At 41.3% G+C, this 16,620-nt stretch carries 14 protein-coding genes; 11 read left to right on the top strand and 3 right to left on the bottom strand.

The genetic code is table 11. The annotated features are described in order from the left end of the window. The first annotated feature begins 115 nt into the window (after positions 1 to 115). On the top strand, positions 116 to 2,593 hold the full coding sequence (gene rpoD / locus LZG75_RS10125) for an RNA polymerase sigma factor RpoD (RefSeq protein WP_233937452.1): 2,478 nt from the start codon (positions 116 to 118) through the stop codon (positions 2,591 to 2,593). A 28-nt stretch (positions 2,594 to 2,621) separates the two neighbouring features. Here the strand turns inward: rpoD and LZG75_RS10120 are convergent, their stop codons facing one another. From LZG75_RS10120 to LZG75_RS10110, 3 genes are all read right to left on the bottom strand, one after another. Beyond that, entirely contained in the window at positions 2,622 to 3,026 is a 405-nt protein-coding gene (locus tag LZG75_RS10120; RefSeq protein ID WP_233925030.1) for a PIN domain-containing protein, read from the bottom strand. Further along, positions 3,016 to 3,246 (bottom strand): AbrB/MazE/SpoVT family DNA-binding domain-containing protein, encoded by a 231-nt coding sequence (locus LZG75_RS10115; protein WP_233925028.1) that lies wholly within the window; start codon positions 3,244 to 3,246, stop codon positions 3,016 to 3,018. Before LZG75_RS10115 ends, LZG75_RS10120 begins: the two co-directional genes overlap by 11 nt. 803 nt (positions 3,247 to 4,049) lie before the next feature. Continuing rightward, positions 4,050 to 4,487, bottom strand: a complete 438-nt coding sequence (locus LZG75_RS10110) for a hypothetical protein (protein ID WP_233937451.1) — start codon at positions 4,485 to 4,487, stop codon at positions 4,050 to 4,052. 466 nt (positions 4,488 to 4,953) lie between these two features. On the opposite strand from LZG75_RS10110, the gene LZG75_RS12340 reads away from it, so the two are divergent. The 10 genes from LZG75_RS12340 to LZG75_RS10060 all read left to right on the top strand — a co-directional run bounded on the left by LZG75_RS12340 (position 4,954) and on the right by LZG75_RS10060 (position 16,618). Further along, entirely contained in the window at positions 4,954 to 6,114 is a 1,161-nt protein-coding gene (locus tag LZG75_RS12340) for a YHYH protein (RefSeq protein WP_233937450.1), read from the top strand. 19 nt (positions 6,115 to 6,133) lie between these two features. Further along, positions 6,134 to 7,234, top strand: coding sequence for a hypothetical protein (locus tag LZG75_RS10100; RefSeq protein ID WP_233937449.1), 1,101 nt, complete (start codon positions 6,134 to 6,136; stop codon positions 7,232 to 7,234). Positions 7,235 to 7,241: 7 nt separating this feature from the next. Further along, positions 7,242 to 9,146, top strand: coding sequence for a multicopper oxidase family protein (locus LZG75_RS10095; protein WP_233937448.1), 1,905 nt, complete (start codon positions 7,242 to 7,244; stop codon positions 9,144 to 9,146). Between the two features lie 239 nt (positions 9,147 to 9,385). Beyond that, entirely contained in the window at positions 9,386 to 9,829 is a 444-nt protein-coding gene (locus LZG75_RS10090; RefSeq protein WP_233937447.1) for a hypothetical protein, read from the top strand. Between the two features lie 320 nt (positions 9,830 to 10,149). After that, a complete protein-coding gene (locus LZG75_RS10085; protein WP_233937446.1) occupies positions 10,150 to 10,620 on the top strand; it encodes a hypothetical protein in 471 nt (156 codons plus the stop codon). A 64-nt stretch (positions 10,621 to 10,684) separates the two neighbouring features. Further along, positions 10,685 to 11,257, top strand: a complete 573-nt coding sequence (locus LZG75_RS10080; protein WP_233937445.1) for a hypothetical protein — start codon at positions 10,685 to 10,687, stop codon at positions 11,255 to 11,257. Positions 11,258 to 11,672: 415 nt separating this feature from the next. After that, positions 11,673 to 12,563 (top strand): alpha/beta fold hydrolase, encoded by an 891-nt coding sequence (locus LZG75_RS10075; RefSeq protein WP_233937444.1) that lies wholly within the window; start codon positions 11,673 to 11,675, stop codon positions 12,561 to 12,563. A gap of 556 nt (positions 12,564 to 13,119) precedes the next feature. Beyond that, positions 13,120 to 14,577, top strand: coding sequence for a class I adenylate-forming enzyme family protein (locus LZG75_RS10070; protein WP_233937443.1), 1,458 nt, complete (start codon positions 13,120 to 13,122; stop codon positions 14,575 to 14,577). Between the two features lie 15 nt (positions 14,578 to 14,592). Next, the gene (locus tag LZG75_RS10065; RefSeq protein WP_233937442.1) at positions 14,593 to 15,423 is read left to right on the top strand and encodes an enoyl-CoA hydratase/isomerase family protein; all 831 of its coding nucleotides are present in this window, start codon (positions 14,593 to 14,595) and stop codon (positions 15,421 to 15,423) included. Beyond that, positions 15,416 to 16,618, top strand: a complete 1,203-nt coding sequence (locus tag LZG75_RS10060; RefSeq protein WP_233937441.1) for an MFS transporter — start codon at positions 15,416 to 15,418, stop codon at positions 16,616 to 16,618. Before LZG75_RS10065 ends, LZG75_RS10060 begins: the two co-directional genes overlap by 8 nt. The last annotated feature ends 2 nt before the right edge of the window (positions 16,619 to 16,620 follow it).

Here is a 16,620-nt window from a genome sequence, read left to right as displayed (position 1 = left end):
ATTGTTGTAATTCAATGACTTGCATTGTAGTTTGATGAAATTTGGATATTTGCCCGCCGTCAGAGCCAATGGGTTACTGGCATCCCCTAACAGAATTGTAAGTAAACGCTAACCTATGCCAACCACTAAACCCAAAAAAATAATTAAAGCTACTGTCGCTAAAAAGTCAATTACGAAGAAGGCAGCAAAACCAGCAGCCAAATCGGTCAAGACTGTAGCAAAAACAAAACTGCAGAAAATCAGCCCAAAGGCTAAAAAGCCAGTGGGAAAGTCGCCTGTAAAGTCTGGCGTCAAAGCCAAGGCTAAAACACCATCAAAGGCTGTTGCTAAGACCCCGATTAAAGGTAGCAGCAAGTCAAGTGCTAAGCCACACCCGAAGAAGCTGCTGGTAATAGCGAAGAAACCAGCAAGTAAGGTAGCTGTTCCCAAGGGTGGTGCGAAAGTAATTGCGAAGGGCGTAGCCAAGACGGCGAGCAAGGCTATTGCAAAACCGGCTGGTAAGGATGTCGCTAAGGCAGTAGAGCCAGTAAAAAAAGGGAAGGCGGTTGCTGCAGTCGCTGTAGCAGCTTTGCCTGAAGTAGAGGCCGAGAAAAAAGTCCGTGGCCGCAAGCCTAAAATTGAAGAGGTAGTTGAGCCTGGTACTGATGTTCGCACAGACCGCCAAAAAGCGCGCGATCGTAAGGCAAAAGAAAAAGCCTTATTAAAAGAATTTGCCGCCCAACAATTAGGTAGCGAAGAGCAGCAGGAACTGCGGCGTGCACGCTTAAAAATGTTAATTAAGATGGGTAAGTCGAAAGGCTACCTCACCCATGGCGAAATGAATGATGTGATGTCAGATGAGTTATCTGACGCTGATGCTTTAGAAACCTTAATTGGTCTCTTAAATGATATTGGTATTACGGTTTACGAGCAGGCACCTGATGCAGAAACACTTTTATTAAATGAAAACGGCGTTGCAGGTGCATCTGAAGAAGAGGCTGAAGAAGAGGCTGAAGCCGCTTTATCAACTGTCGATTCAGAATTTGGACGAACAACGGACCCAGTCCGGATGTATATGCGTGAAATGGGCACCGTAGATTTGTTAACTCGTGAAGGCGAAATCGTCATCGCGAAAAAAATTGAAGCCGGGTTAAAAGATATGGTCATGGCTTTATCAGCCTGCCCAGTAACCATTGGTGAAATTTTGGCAAATGCCGAAAAAATTGCTGCTGGCGAAATGGAGATTGATCAATTTGTAGATGGATTAGTAGATCCAAATGCCGAAGATATCAAGCTTGGCCCAGAAGAACCTGAAGTTGATCTCGATGCCATCGAGGGCGAGGAAGAGGGCGAGGAAGAAGGTGCTGGGGGCGCAAGTACGGCTAACACCAAACAGCTTGAAGAACTCAAAGAAATTTCATTAAAGAAATTTGCCATTATTCGCACGCAAACCGATAAAATGCGGCGCGCTTTTGATCGCGATGGTTATAACAGCCCAGCCTATATTAAGGCGCAAGAAAGTATCCGTAATGAAATGCTCGGTTTTCGCCTAACAGCCAAGAGCGTAGAAAAATTATGTGACACCATGCGTTCACAAGTAGATCAAGTATGGAAGCTAGAGCGGGGTATCGTTAGCCTCTTGGTTGATAAAGTCGGCGTTAATCGAGGTGAAGTGATTAATGCATTTCCAAAAATGGCAATGAACCTGAAGTGGACAGCAAATTTATTAAAAGAATCTAAGCCATATAGTGCACTGCTTGAACGTAATGTTCCCGCAGTACAAGAGTTACAGCAAAAGTTAATTGATATTCAAACGCGCGTGGTCTTGCCGCTGCCTGAGTTAAAAGAGGTTAATAAAAAAATGACTGCTGGCGAAAAACGTGCGCGTGAAGCAAAGCGTGAAATGACAGTAGCTAATTTACGTTTAGTTATTTCTATCGCTAAAAAATATACCAATCGTGGCTTACAGTTCTTAGATTTAATTCAAGAAGGCAATATTGGTTTAATGAAGGCGGTAGATAAGTTTGAATACCGCCGTGGTTATAAGTTTTCAACTTATGCCACTTGGTGGATCCGTCAGGCTATTACACGTTCTATCGCTGATCAAGCGCGCACAATTCGCATTCCTGTGCATATGATAGAAACTATCAACAAAATGAATCGTATTAGTCGCCAAATCTTGCAGGAGACTGGCCACGAGCCTGATGCTGCAACTTTAGCCCTGAAGATGGAAATCCCTGAGGATAAGATTCGTAAGATTATGAAAATTGCGAAAGAGCCAATCTCCATGGAAACCCCAATTGGTGACGATGAGGATTCTCATCTAGGTGATTTCATTGAGGATGGCAATACACTTGCGCCAGCTGAGGCGGCTTTGCATGATTCAATGCGTGATGTAGTGAAAGATGTGCTTGATTCTTTAACGCCCCGCGAAGCAAAAGTTTTACGTATGCGCTTTGGTGTTGAAATGAGCACCGATCACACGCTTGAAGAAGTGGGTAAGCAATTTGATGTGACCCGTGAGCGTATTCGGCAAATTGAAGCGAAGGCTTTACGTAAGATGCGCCATCCAAGCCGTAGCGATAAACTTAAAACCTTCCTTGAGGAAGATTGATCGTTTTCAAAGAATGATCGTGAATTCTTTAGGCAAAAGGATTCACGATTTGCAGTCTCTTATTGATGATTTGTCGATGCTGCATATCCTCTGAGTAAAGCCTCTCACATCCTGCCTGGAGTGCTGCAGCGATAATCATTGAATCGTAGTGTTGATAACCATATCGCCTGGAAATCATTAATCCTGTGTTGAAAGTTTCCACATCAAGCGTCATCACATTGAATGTGGATGTGAATAAATCTAAAAATTCATCTAGCTCGGCATTGGATATTTTTATTTTTCTGAGACTGGCAGATGTAAATTCATTTAGAACTTGAACGCTAATCACATTAGACTGCTGTAGATTTGAACTAATCCAATCTGCTTTTTTTGAATCAGATGAAAGTAAATACAGTAAGGTATTGGTATCAAAAAATATTTTCTTAGCGTTCATTTAGTTCAGATCTATCAAAGTGAAAATCAGCGGGCATACGACCACGAAATTTTCTCAAAGCTTGAAGCCTATCCTGTAATGAAGGTTTTTTCTTTACTTGGAAATGTTTTTTATCTGCAACATGAATTTCAATGTCATCACCTTCTTTAAGTTCTAAAAACTCAATCACTTGAGCAGGTAAACGAATTGCGAGACTATTACCCCATTTGGACACGATCATGATTTTTACTCCTGTAAGATATACATATTCTAATGTATATCTTTTTAAATGCAAAACTCATCAAGTCCTTCTGGGTTGAGTATTTAAAAGGCCCCTTCAATTACAATGGCAGGTTAGGGCCCATAGCTCAGTTGGTTAGAGCAGAGGACTCATAAGAAAGAAGCCCTAGGGGTCTAGTAGCAAATACCTCAATGATTTCAAGAGCTTAGTGGTGAAATAGGTGGTCAAAATTGCTTACACACCGCTTACACACCAGGGCAAAAACCGAGGTGTGTAGTAAATAGGCTTTTTGTGTGGTTTTAGCTAGTTAAGAATTGTAAAAAACACTGTGTATTAAGGTGTGTAGTAAATAAGATTAATGTACGAGTTTTAGGGCCCATAGCTCAGTTGGTTAGAGCAGAGGACTTAACTGCAGTAAACCTACAGCATCAAAAGTGCCAGGGTTTATTGCTAGTGGGTTGCATATGAGTAAGTTAGCTCTGCTCGTATGTAGAACTACTCAAATTCGGGGAAGCCTCTGTGTAACAGCGTGGTAATCCCGAGCCAAGCTAGGCAGCAATGCTTAGAAGGTGTAGAGACTGTACGGGTAGGTCGTAAAGACAAGAGACAGTCCAGACTACAAACTGGAAACAGGCAGTGAAAACTGTAGTGGTAAGCATAATCCTTTGGTCCCAGGTTCAAGTCCTGGTGGGCCCACCAATAATCTAATACCAACTCTAGGGTTGGTATTTTTAGGCGTTACTTTAAGTAACGCTTGTGGGGGGTTAGGATTGACCATCTTTGTAGTCCTCTTGCCTGCTAGCTCACTTAGCCATTAACCTTGTTAAGGAATCAATGGCTATTTGGCGATGCTCTTCTGTTCCAGCTATCGGATCTTGATTTGCAAAAGGTCTTTCTACTAGCGTCAAACCACATTTAAAAATAAATCTCGCCTCTTCTACTGAAAGCAATCTAAAGGTATTGGTCTTATTCTTTTGGCATAGCACAAGATAGGGATCAACTAATACATCAGCGTAGTCAAAGTAATCGGCAGTTAAGCCGTACTTAAGGGAGTATCTTTGATCATAAAACCGCATGACTTTTGTGGAGACGATATTCATGTTGGCAAAAGCCTTATCAACAAAAATTTCCACAAAATTGTGAATGGTTAATTGAGGATTAAATTGCGCCATTTCCTCTGCGTATCTATTTAATTTGCTACTCCTGTTTTTTTGAATTGCCCAGAAAAATACATTTTCCACTGAACCCAACCTTTGGCTCAAGGTGCCCAGTGAGTAGCCAGCTTTAGAAGCTAAATTCCGACTTGTAAATGCTTCAGGGTCAGCTGCCTCAACAATCTCATATGCGGCCTGAAGAAGGTCCTCTAAGGTTTTTTTAGACCGCTCCTGCTGAGGGTCTGAGAAGTCAATTTTTGGCTTAGCGTGCATTTGTAAATATGGACAGTAATGAAATAATCTTCAGAAGTCTGTAAAACCCAAATGATATATGGGTTTTAGAGTAAGTGTTTACGCAAGAAATATGGACAGATTTTCAAGCGTTTTATTGAATTTATCTTATACGATCAGAAGGTTAAATTTCCAGACAAACCTTTTTAGAGCCTTAAATCTGTTCCCGGAGAAACCATTTTTTCTCTTTAATTTAATTAGGGCTAGTTTATTTTTTTCTGCCTTTATTATCTTAATTTCTTAAATAAGATCTGGAGTATATGTGGATATTGTATTAACAAAAAACAAGGTAGTCTTAATACTACTTTCTTCCTTAGTAGCTACAGGCTTATTTTCGTGTGGCGGTGACAGCTCTTCCAGCTCAGGATCAGACTCCAATACGGTAACCACTTTAGTTACTAGTGTTAATGGAGACCCCAATACAATTTGTAGCAAAAATTCGCAATGTATTGAATTTATTTTTGCTGGTGTGGCCAAGATGCCCCAAACCCTGAGTCAGCTTTCTACTCCTTGGACGAATACAAGTACCAACATCATGACCACTTCAAGTATTGCTTATGTTGAGGGCGCTAATAATGCCTTTGTATATTCCTCGCAAGGTAGTGTTTTTGATATGTTTGTCATTCCAACGCAAGATCTAACTGGGTTCCCAGGTCAAGGCACTAGGCTTTTTGTTGGCAACGGCATACCCACTACACCAATGGGAACATTTCCAGTCCAATCGGGAACAGCTGCTTATCCCTACTATGAAGCCTTACCAGGAGGCACAAATCCAGCAGGTACAACTGTAGCAACAGGCTATCCCGCCTATGTCAATGCTGCTGCCATTGGAATTTCTCCTTATCCTTTAATTAGTTTTGTTCCTTTAAATCCAGTAGTAAGTGGGGCCTATGTAATTAATTCTTTAATTGTGGGTATTACGTTGACTGGTGCAGCATGGCATGTCGAGAAAGCGAACGATTCAAGTGGTAATTACTACAATCCCCTCAATGCTTTACCGAACGATGCGTGTTTCGGTCATCCTTATAATCAGCAATACCATTACCATGCCTATTCTTGGAAATGTTTTGATCAGGGCACACCAGGTAAGCAGTCTCCTGTCTACGGCTTTGCATTAGATGGCTTTCCAATCACTGGCCCACGCGGAGCTGACGGTAAGGAGCTAACTAATGCAGATCTAGATGTATGTCATGGGACCACATCTGTCATTACGATGCCTGATGGCACGCCTAAACTTACCTATCACTATGTTTTGAATAGAGAATACCCCTATTCAGTTGGTTGCTTTAGAGGAAAGGTTAATTACGACCTGGCACTTGGTCCGGATAATCCTCCGAATACGCCGCCAGGAGCTTACGGTACAAATCCTTTTATGAAAGAAGGCTTTCTGTATCCTAATGCGGCTTCCCCTACTACTCCTTGACCGAGTCTTATAATGCCTTGTGGCTAATTCTGAAACAGGCTTGCAAAGCGATTTATTTCAAGTTTTATCTATTTCAGGGGGTAAGGACCAAACTTTAGCTCTGTTAAAGTCTGGTGAAGTATTGGGCTGGGGTGGTGCTGGCAGCGGTCGTATAACACCCCCTTTTGTTGATATTTGCAGCTCCTTCAAAGTTGCAGATGCGAAGCCAGCATTCGTTGGCAAACTATCCCGTTGTTCTGATATCTCTGCAGGCTTTGGTGTAAGTTTGGGCGTTTCTGATCAGCAGCAAACTTTGATCTGGGGATTTTGCCAAGTGGCTATTGGCGGTCAGATTATATTTTCTGAGGAGCCCACTCTTATCAATGCAATTACCAATGCAACTCAGGTTGTGGCTGGACAGTTTTTATACGCCGCCTTAGATCAATCAGGCAAAGTACATACTTGGGGTTTTAATACAGATGGTGCTCTAGGGCGGTCATCAACGCAAACTAATGCATTACCAGAAGTGATTACTTCTCTTCCTGAGATTCAAGATATTGCGATAGGCGATAACTTCATGATTGCGCTCTCTAAAGATCAAAGAGTTTATGGGTGGGGAAGTAATTCTGCTGGTCAATTAGGCTTAGGCCATCTTTATACCGTTCATAGTCCTGAGCCTTTATCTATTTCAGCTCCAATCAAGCGTATTGCAATCGGCTCAACCCATGTTTTAGCGTTGAGCAACGAAGGTAAGGTATTTGGCTGGGGTAGTAATCACTATGGGCAATTGGGAAGTAGTAGGCAAGCCCACCTGAATCGGCCGACACCGATTGCATTTCCGGAAAAGATTACAGCGCTTGCTGCCGGAATGCATTATTCGCTGGCACTTTCAGCATCTGGAAGAGTGTATGCATGGGGTTGGAGTGGCTTTGGTCAGCTCGGTTTAGGTGATCTGCAGTCTCGTAGACTGCCTACCGTGATTCCAAATCTCTTAGGGGTGCGAGCAATTGCTGCCGGCGAAATGCATTCATTAGCCATTGGTAAAAATCATTTATTGGGCTGGGGAAATAATGAATCTGGTCAACTTGGTAAAGCAGCCATCAGACAAACTACGCCTAACCCCTTTTTAGCGATTGCCTAGGCTAAGAATGACTGATCTCGTGCAATCTGAAAATAGGCGTCGTCATTTCTTGCGCTTAGGCGTGAGTGTGGCATCTGGCATGGTGCTTCCTGTCGGTTTTAATGCGTGCAGTCGAGAAGAGGACGACAAAATAACGAATAAGTCCCTACAGACTTTTGTACAGCCAACGATGTTAGAAGCAAAAAATGGTTTGCTCGATGTCACATTAACGGCATCTTATTTAGATACAAAGTTATCAGGCGCCAGCCCTAACCAACAGTTTCCAGTTTCATTGCGCGCCTATGGCTATGATAACCAGACCCCAAGTTACTCAGGTCCAACACTAGTAGTTCGAGGCGGCGATCAATTGCGTATCAAGTTGGTAAATAACTTACCTGTTAATCCCCCCTTTGTAGCCTTTAGAGATCCTACAAACTATATGAAGCCGAACACAATGAATTTACATACGCATGGCTTACATGTATTTCCGGGAATTTATGCAGATAAGAAAGACGCTAAGTATGGTGATTATGTAGTTGATCCTAATTATGGCGGAGTAATTCCTCAAGGGGACAAGCGCCAGTATGTATATCACTTACCAAAGAATCATTCTGCAGGTCCTTTTTATTATCATCCTCAATACCACGGTTCAAGTGCGATTCAAGTAGCCAGCCTAATGGCTGGCGCTATCTTGGTGCGCGGCGCAATTGATGAGTTGCCGGAGATGGCGCAAGCAACTGAACTCGTTTTCTTATTTCAGGCACCGTACTTTGCTAATAGCAAAGTACCTAATAACTATGGTGTAAAGGATGGCTTACTGGAAAAATTTGCACAAATAGCCAATCATCCAACAGGTCATGGGCTCAGCCATAGTAATGGCTACATTAATGCGCAGCCAGTACTGATCAACGGTGTACGTCAGCCTACTATTGTGATGCAAAGCGGTGAGGTACAAAGATGGCGTTTCATCAATACTCAGGTATTTAATTACCTTAATCTTAATTTAGATGATCATGTTTTCCATCAATATACTACCGATGGTTGGGGTAGTAGCGCTTATCAAGAATTTCCGGATACACGGCAAAAGGATGGTAGGGGTGTACTTTTGGCAGCAGGTAACCGTTCCTCAGTAATTGTGAAAGCGGGTAGGCCAGGAACCTATTTATTAAGATCTTTACCCGTCAAAATTACCCAAGGAAACAATCCCATCATATTACCGGGAGATGTTTTAGCTACAGTGATCGTAGTAGATGCAAAAAAAGCTGGAGCTTTAACAACTGCAGCCCCTACTGCCACTACTATTCCAGCCGCACCTCTACCTATGACGGATTATTTAAAGCCAATTACCGATGAAGAATTTGCTAATGCTGGCGGTAAGAAGCGCAGTATTATTTTTAACATGATTAGTAATGAAATAAAGCAGAATGCAGATAGCAGTTTTTCTGCATGGAATAAAGCATTTACCGGTTTGACTGAAATAAGTTCTGATACCTTAGAGTCTTTTAAGAAAAATACTGCTAAAGTAAAAGACGATCTGTCAAAGCTTATAGGGATGCCTATAGCAGGTTCAGTTTATATTGCGCCGAACCCTGTACCAAAATACGAATACGAATTGCAAGCTTCAAACACGATTATTCAAAATATTATTCTGGGCGATGTGGAAGAATGGACTATTTTTAACTGCAATAATTTATCTCATGTATTTCATATTCATGTCAATCCGATGTTCATTACTCGTATCAATGGCACCTCGATAAAGCCTTATTGGTGTGATACGGTCGCTTTACCTGCTGGCGGAACAGCGCTAGAACCCAAATCGATTACTTTCAGAATGCGTTTTGACGATTTCACAGGACCCTACGTCATGCATTGTCAAATGCTGCAGCATTCTGATCTAGGAATGATTCAGCGAGTAACTGTAGTGCCTTCGTGATTACTTTAATTTAAATAATGGGTTGTTCGCAAAAGTCTGCTTTGGGTAGAAAGTAGACTTTTAAACATAAAAAACCCTCACTAGCGATAGTGGGGGTTTGGTCTTTTGAGCGTTACTTTAAGTAACGCTTGTGAAGGCCGATTTAATAAGAATGGCTAATAGTAAAAAAGCAGTTAATATATTTGTGAATTCGCTTCCACCTTTCACTCTAACCCAAGTCTTTAAAAGGATTTTTTCAAATGAAAAAGCTTTGCTTATTATTTACTACATCAGTTTTCTGTGGCTCAGTATTTGCTCAAACTACTCCAATGCTGCCCAAAGAATGGAAGGGTGAAGTATCCTCAACCTCAATTGGTAGCGCTAATAAAGTAGCCAATCCTAATCAGTCTGCCAAAGATTGGAACAGTTTTGATGAGGCCAGAACGCTTACCGTTCTTCGGCAAGAGGGACGGCATTTAGACCTAGCACTTAAGCATCCCAGGGGTGAAGTTCATTGGATTGCTACTATTTCCAAAGACGGCAAGCAAATAATGGCAACTGACCAAGGTGGCCTTTCGTTGCTTTTGAATTTATCAGGTAATTCTCTTTCTGGTTGCGGGGCAGTTCGAGGATCTAAAGGAACGTTTGATGATTGGTTTAATAATTACGCTGCTCTATGCTATGACTTTAAGGCAGTGAAATAGGTATGGCGTATCCTGGATCTTAGTTCGATTGGCCCCAAGCAACCGCAGGTGATACCACAATCCAAGCTCCTAGATCTAGGTTCAAGTCCTGGTGGGCCCACCAATAATCTAATACCAACTCTAGGGTTGGTATTTTTTTGAGCGTTACTTTAAGTGACGCTCGTGGCGGAATATTCCTTAATTAATTACTAAACCAAGGGTATACCAGCACACCTTAAGCTATATATAAGCATATAGTTCCTATAACCAGTTTATTCCTTCGACTAGATATATCTAGCGCACCGCCTGAGATTGGAAATACTCATAGTCAAGGATAAGTCATGCGCATCTATTTAATTAGCTTGTTCTTAGTAGCCGCCTTTGCTCTAGTAGCTTGTGGTGGTGGCGACTCTAGTTCAAGTAACTCTTCTACTGCTACACCGATAGCACTAGCTGGCTGTATGAAAGCAGTAGGCGGACCATCAATTGCCTGCTTAACTGCAATGGAAGCTACAACCACCGAAAAAGACTGCAATGCCCTTGGGGCATGCAGTTATACCAAATCTGATGGTAGCTTTGTATATGCTCGAGCTTTATCAAGTTGTGCTGCCCAAAAAGATATTACTACTGGCAAACCTTCTTCTTCAGAAAACTGCAATGGGGCAATTGGCGCAGCAACTACAACTGAAGCTTGTAATGGTCTGGGAGCGAATTCACCAGCAGGGCATTATGTCAGTGTTACTAGCAGTGATAAAACCTTACAAAAGAAATTGAAATGTGCCATTGTGCGTGCTCCTACTACAGCGAATTAACTTTAATGCTGAATCATTTTCATAAATACATTTAACAGCGTCATTTGATAATGTCAGAAAGCTTATGAACTTCATCAAAAAATACTGCATCACTATTTTATTTGCTATTACCGCTAGCTTAACTGCTGGGAGCGTGGGGGCGCAGGCTTGGATAGCTGCTAACTATGGCGACACGAGCTATGGGATTCCTATAAACATGTGTAGCAGTAACGCAGCTGGAACTAAAGATGGCGGTTATCCCACTGATCCCAGCGGCATAAGTGGTACTTATAATTGCGAGTGCCCTCAAGGCTGGACAAACGGATATGGTACTGAGACCAATTGCGACTACGATGGCGCTGTCAGAGGATGTTGGAATCCAGTTGGAGTTCCTAAGGGAAGCACCGTGGGAACTGGTGCGTGCACTGAGTGCGGTAAGGGTGGAACAATAGGAATGTTGTTGATGAGCTGCTTTGGGGGAATTAATGGTCAGCAAAATTTGGGTATAAATCAAGGGAGTGCAGGGGGCTTAGGTGTTTCATGTACTCAAAATTCAGATTGCCAAGGCTACAACGCTCTTTGTACTGGAACCAATGCTAGTGGTGAATGTATTAGTTGGGGAACTGTACCTACTTCAGGTGGCTTCAGTACGAATTGAGCCAGACATCCTTTGGTCCCAGGTTCAAGTCCTGGTGGGCCCACCAAGTAAACCCTCACTAGCGATAGTGGGGGTTTTGTCTTTTGAGCGTTACTTTAAGTAACGCTTGTGGGGGGGGGTTAGGATTTACCATCTTCAGTCCTGGTTAGATTCCGCCCCGGGCCACCAAGAAAGACCAAAACCACCTTCGGGCGGTTTTTTTCTTATAAACACCTACTGATGCTATAAATTTGAATCCATTAATAGTAGCTTGACACTATTTAAGATACGCTTTAAATTAATTTCTATTATATTTTTTGAGACAAATTGTTTCAATTTTTAGAATAGTTGCCTTTTTATGGTTTTTTTAACTAATAATGAAACAAAATGACCCGCTTTTGAATTTATTCAAAAGTATGTCGAACAAGGGGGTTGCATGCCACACTTTCTAAGAATCATCACATTGGTAGGTCTTTTATTATTTTTTGGGGTGGGTTTCACCAGCGCACAAGGTTATAAGTCATTTACCGTCAAGACACCAGACGGTGTAAATATTAGCGCTCAAGAATGGGGCAACCCAAATGGCAAAGAAATAGTCTTTATTCATGGCTTTATGCAAAGTCACCTTTCGTGGGCAAAGCAACTAAATGACCCTGAGATTACCAAGCAATTTCGGATTATCACTTATGATTTTCGCGGTCATGGCTTCTCAGACAAGATCATGGATCCAGCGCTATATAACAATTCAGAAAAATTTGCTGATGAGCTAAATGCAGTTATTCAAACTGCACAATTAAAAAAACCAGTTCTTGTAGGATGGTCTTATGGATCGCGAATAATTAGTGATTATTTAAAAAAGTATGGTGACGCTAACATTGCTGGGATCAACTTTGTCGGTGGTGCTGGTAATGCTGCGCCTGAAAATCTAGGCTCATTGATTCAATTAATCCCAAAAACCTTCACAGAAGATTTAGCGCAGAATATCCAAGCAACCAAGGACTTCATCCGTGGCTGCTTTGAAATTCAGCCAACGAGATCTGAGTTTGAGGAAATGCTTGCATTTAATATGGTGGTCCCACCAAAAATTAGGAGTTGGTTACGTCGTCCAGCTCCTTATGAAGATGCTTTGAAGGCCGTAAAAGTTCCCACTCTTGTAACACATGGTGTTCAGGATAAGATTCTTGGCATTGGTCTTGGCAAATATCTCGTTGCAACCGTGCCAGGAGCAAAGGATTCGTTTTATGAGGGCGTAGGACATTCACCTTTTTGGGAGAATGCGCCTCGGTTTAATCGAGAATTAATACAGTTTGTAAATAGCACCAAATAATGTATGTCGGACATCCGCTAGATGCAGGCTGTATCGTCTGATCCAGGGAGTTAGGAAACTAACACAAACCAATCCCCTAGACCCAGGTTCAAGTCCCTTTGGGCCCACCAAGAATTAAAATATCACCCACAGAGTCGAACCATTTACGCACGAAAAAGCATCAAGTATGCAAAGAGCTTGTCAGCTTGAACGCCAAGATCTATATGGGCCTAATGGGTAAAACAGCGGATTATAGGAAAATGTTCCACGCGAGGATTATGAAACGGCCTGCAAAGCTCTATTCTATATGGTGGGTCGGGCGGGATTCGAACCACCACCAACGGATTAAAAGAATATTGTTCCACCTAAAACTACAGTAAATTCAATAGCTTACAAGCGTCAAAATAGGGCGTGCAATTAAGTGTGTAATGAATTTTTGGCCAAATTGGGATTCGTACTTTAAGAAAAATACGGTTTATTTAAGTTAGGGAACATACTAGTTGACCGTTCGTCTAGTTAAGATTAGATTTAGTCCTTCCGTTGGTATTTCAATTGGTAAAAGAAGGTCACCTATATCTTGTCAGTAAACCTTGGTAGCGTTTTATCTACGGCATGCCTCAAATACGGCAAACGAATAGCTTTAAGCGCTGATAAAGAAACTTTTAGTTACTCAAAGCTAAATGCGGCAGCGGAAGAATATGCAGCGCGATTAATTGAACTGGGAATCAGACCAAATGAACCAGTTCTCGTCACGGTCTCTAATCAGATGATGGATGTAGCAGCTATTTTAAGTGTATGGCTCGCGGGTGGAGTCATTATTCCAGTGCATAGAAGCTCTCCCGATGAAGTATTAAAAAAATTACAAATTAAAACCAAGGCCCGCTTTCAAATTAATAAAAGTATTTTAATTTTAGCAAAAGAGACTCCGCCAGAAAGAGAAATTCTCATAAATGCGGCCTTCGTCATATTTACTTCAGGATCAACGGGCGAGCCCAAGGGCGCAGTTATTTCTCACCAAGCCTTCTATAAAAAAATTCATGAAATAAATCGGCTATTAAATTTTAAGACTGATGAGCGCACCTTACTTGTATTAAACATCAACTTTAGCTTTGGATTATGGGTTTGCCTCCTGACTCTTTTTACAGGTGGAAGTCTAGTGATGCTGGAAAAATTTGATCCAATAATATTTTTAAATTCTTTATTAGAAGAAAAAATAACTCGAGTTGGGATGGTGCCAACAATGATGCGAAGTATATTTTCTCGGCTTGATGTGCTAAATAAAATAAAAGTTATTAATCAAAATAAAGTTTTAAAGCAAATATTAATGGGCGGCGAGTCACTTGGGAAATCTTTGGCCATCTCCATTAGAGAAAATTTTTCTAATACTGATTTAATTGATATTTATGGATCTACTGAAACTGCTACCTGCGACTTTTTTCTTTTTCCAAACGATTTTATTCGGTTCCCGGGTTGTATTGGTCGCCCATCTGGAGAGGTCCAGTTTCAAATAGTGAATCAAAAAAATGAGTTAGTTAAATTTGGTGAGATAGGCGAGTTACAAATATCTAGCCCATTTTTAATGAACGGCTACTTAGATGAACAGGATCTTACGGAAAAAGCATTTTTTGATAAGTGGTTCAAAACTGGTGATCTAGCACGAGAAGTTGATAGATCACTAGTGGAATTAATGGGGCGAAGTAAAGAAATTATTAGCCGCGGAGGAAATAAGATTACGCCTGGCGAGATTGAACAAATAATTTGCGCTCATCCAATGGTTGCAGCAGCAATGGCAGTAGGCGTTTCAGATTCTATATTAGGTGAGCGAATACACGTTTTATTAGTTCTTAAAGTGGGTGTAGTGGCAGAGCTTTTGCAAATGAATCATTTTTTGCAGCAAAAATTAGAAAAATATAAACATCCTGATGCTATGTATATTTTGTCCGAATTACCATTGGGAAGAACGGGTAAAGCAGATCGGGGTGAGTTTAAGAATAAGATTTTGTCTGGGGCAATAGAGCCTATAGCAGTTTCTTGACCAATAAATTACAAAATGAAAAAATTTAATTCAATCTTGTATGACGCTAATGAACATATTGCGGAAATTACTTTAAACCGCCCAGATAGGCTGAATGCCTTAGATAAGGCCACGTTAATAGAGATTAATGATGCTATGGATTTGGCTGAAGCCGATAGTAAAGTCCGAGTAATTATTTTATGCGGAGCAGGGCGAGCATTTTCATCAGGTTTTGATCTTAAGGCCCAGATGGATGCTAAACCAGCAGGAGAAAAAGTTTGGCGAGAAATACTAGATTTAGATTTCAATACAACAATGCGGTTTTGGAATAGCCCAAAACCAACCGTAGCGGCCATCCATGGAGCATGTATGGCAGGCGCTTTTGAATTTGCCTTGTCTTGTGATATAGCTATTGCGTCTGAGAATGCTATTTTTGGAGAGCCAGAACTTAAATTTGGTGCTGGCATAGTAACTCTTCTATTGCCTTGGGTAATTGGCCCCAAAAAAGCAAAAGATATTATTTTTACTGGTCAAGACAGAATAGATGCCCCGAGCGCCCTACAAATGGGAATTATTAGTAGGGTAGTTAAAGACGGTATGCATCTTGAGGTCGCTAGACAAATTGCTAGATCAATTGCTTTGGTTGATCCTAATGTAGTGATGGGAACTAAAAAAGCAATCAATAGTACATATGAAATTCAGGGAATTCAGAGGGCGCTAAAGGTCGCTTTAGATATTGATCATCAAATTGAATCAGTAGGATCCCCAGATAAAAAAGTATTTATGGATATCGCTAGAGAAAGAGGAATGCGGGAGGCAATAGCCTGGAGAGATGCGCGGTTTGCAGGTACGACTACTAATGAGTAAACCAATTTTAGTAATTATTATTGCAGAGCTCTTTGGCACCTCCCTGTGGTTTAGTGCAAATAGCGCTTCTGATAATTTAACTAAATTATGGATGTTAAGTACAGGCGATATTGGTTTACTGACAAATGCTGTGCAACTAGGTTTTATTGTTGGCACCTTATTTTTTTCTTTGAGTGGATGGGCTGATAAATTCCCCGCTAGTAAAATTTTTGCTTTCTGTAGTATTTTTGGCGCAATATTAAATGGCTGTTTTGCATTACTCAGCGAAGGTCTAATTTCAGCAATTATGTTTCGATTTTTTGTAGGTGTTTCTCTGGCGGGCATTTATCCACTGGGAATGAAATTAATTGTTAGTTGGGATCCCAATACGGCAGGTAAAAACTTAGGATTATTGGTAGGGATGCTAACGCTGGGCACAGCATTGCCTCATGGTATTAGAGCTGTAGGCGCTGACTTGTCTTGGCAGGCCGTGATATTAAGCTCATCGGTTTTGGCCCTTATTGCAGCGATTGCTATCGGAATATTGGGCGATGGCCCTTATTTAAAGAATGCCCCCAATAAACAGCGTATTCCCTTTTCAAATGTTATTCAGGCATTTCGCGTACCTGAATTTAGATCATCTGCTTTTGGTTATTTTGGCCATATGTGGGAGCTCTATTCATTTTGGACAATTATCCCATTACTGTTACTTATATTGTTGTCTACTGAAGGCGCTGTAGCGCATGAAAATGTATCGTTTTTGGCATTCATGGTGATAGGTATTGGAGCCCTTGGTTGCATTATTGGCGGATGGCTGAGCCAATCTATCGGGAGCGGGCGCGTTGCTTGGATTGCCTTATTTACCTCGGGAGTAATTTGCTTGATTTATCCCTTTCTCAATGCAATTTCTCCCAATTGGAAAATTTTTATTTTATTGGTTTGGGGATTTGCAGTTGTGGCGGATTCTCCTCAATTTTCAGCTATTTCTGCTAAGGCATGCCCGCAGGAGTTAGTGGGCACAGCCCTAACAATTCAAAATAGTATTGGATTTTTGATCACCATCATTTCTATATTCATAGTCACTTTCGCCTTTCCATATTTAGGAGATAAAGTGGCATGGCTTTTATTGCCCGGACCCATATTTGGTTTATTTTTTATGAGGGGATTGCTTAAGGAAAAACAGAACCTTCAATTTTCTCAAGTCAAAGGAAATTAGCT

The sequence above is a fragment of the Polynucleobacter sp. IMCC30063 genome, assembly GCF_021395235.1.
In the GTDB taxonomy this organism is placed as follows: Bacteria; Pseudomonadota; Gammaproteobacteria; order Burkholderiales; family Burkholderiaceae; genus Polynucleobacter.
This window is presented reverse-complemented; position numbering and strand designations above follow the sequence as displayed.

Excerpts from the sequence above, each read along its gene's own strand:
- rpoD (WP_233937452.1), top strand. The coding sequence starts at position 116 with ATGCCAACCACTAAACCCAAAAAAATAATTAAAGCTACTGTCGCTAAA.
- LZG75_RS10120 (WP_233925030.1), bottom strand. The coding sequence starts at position 3,026 with ATGAACGCTAAGAAAATATTTTTTGATACCAATACCTTACTGTATTTA.
- LZG75_RS10115 (WP_233925028.1), bottom strand. The coding sequence starts at position 3,246 with ATGATCGTGTCCAAATGGGGTAATAGTCTCGCAATTCGTTTACCTGCT.
- LZG75_RS10095 (WP_233937448.1), top strand. The coding sequence starts at position 7,242 with ATGACTGATCTCGTGCAATCTGAAAATAGGCGTCGTCATTTCTTGCGC.
- LZG75_RS10090 (WP_233937447.1), top strand. The coding sequence starts at position 9,386 with ATGAAAAAGCTTTGCTTATTATTTACTACATCAGTTTTCTGTGGCTCA.
- LZG75_RS10085 (WP_233937446.1), top strand. The coding sequence starts at position 10,150 with ATGCGCATCTATTTAATTAGCTTGTTCTTAGTAGCCGCCTTTGCTCTA.
- LZG75_RS10080 (WP_233937445.1), top strand. The coding sequence starts at position 10,685 with ATGAACTTCATCAAAAAATACTGCATCACTATTTTATTTGCTATTACC.
- LZG75_RS10075 (WP_233937444.1), top strand. The coding sequence starts at position 11,673 with ATGCCACACTTTCTAAGAATCATCACATTGGTAGGTCTTTTATTATTT.
- LZG75_RS10065 (WP_233937442.1), top strand. The coding sequence starts at position 14,593 with ATGAAAAAATTTAATTCAATCTTGTATGACGCTAATGAACATATTGCG.
- LZG75_RS10060 (WP_233937441.1), top strand. The coding sequence starts at position 15,416 with ATGAGTAAACCAATTTTAGTAATTATTATTGCAGAGCTCTTTGGCACC.